We start from the raw sequence: 516 nt of genomic DNA, 5'->3' as shown, positions 1-516 counted from the left end.
CAATTGTTAGGTTTGGAACCTGTATTCTTTTTCCTCCATCAAGTGAAATATCACCTGTAATCATATGCATAAGTGTCGTTTTTCCAGCACCATTTTTTCCGATTAAACAGATTTTGTCTCCTTCGTGAATATTAAACGACAAGTCTTCAAAAAGAGGCTTTTGACCAAAAGTTACATGAGCGTTTTGAATTGCTAAAATTAAGTTGGAAGCCATATTTGGAAAAATTATCGGATTAATATATTATAAAGAAAAGTTGCTAGGATTAATGGCGGATGGGGAGGGATTCGAACCCCCGGTACGGTTGCCCGTACGCTGGTTTTCAAGACCAGAGCTTTCGACCACTCAGCCACCCATCCTTAAGAAATATGATTAGTAGTTATAAGCTGTGTTTAAAATAAAACTACAGGTACAACATAATATTACATAGTTAAAACAAAATCAAGGAATAATTGTCTAATGATATTATAGATAATAAAAATCATTGATTGAATACTTTTTTGTGTTATAGTGAAACA

Annotated in this window: 1 protein-coding gene and 1 tRNA gene; both read right to left on the bottom strand. The window is 33.5% G+C overall.

The features are described from left to right. Positions 1-214 (bottom strand): ATP-binding cassette domain-containing protein (locus RQ738_RS13670; RefSeq protein WP_314165874.1); only part of this gene is annotated, 214 nt, incomplete at its 3' end. 53 nt (positions 215-267) lie between these two features. After that, positions 268-357, bottom strand: a tRNA-Ser gene (locus RQ738_RS13665). Between the last annotated feature and the right edge of the window lie 159 nt (positions 358-516).

Origin of the sequence: Sulfuriflexus sp. (assembly GCF_032250955.1) — a bacterium.
Classification (GTDB): domain Bacteria; phylum Pseudomonadota; class Gammaproteobacteria; order AKS1; family AKS1; genus Sulfuriflexus.
Note: the sequence above shows the minus strand (reverse complement) of the source record. Positions and strands in the feature narration are given on the sequence as shown.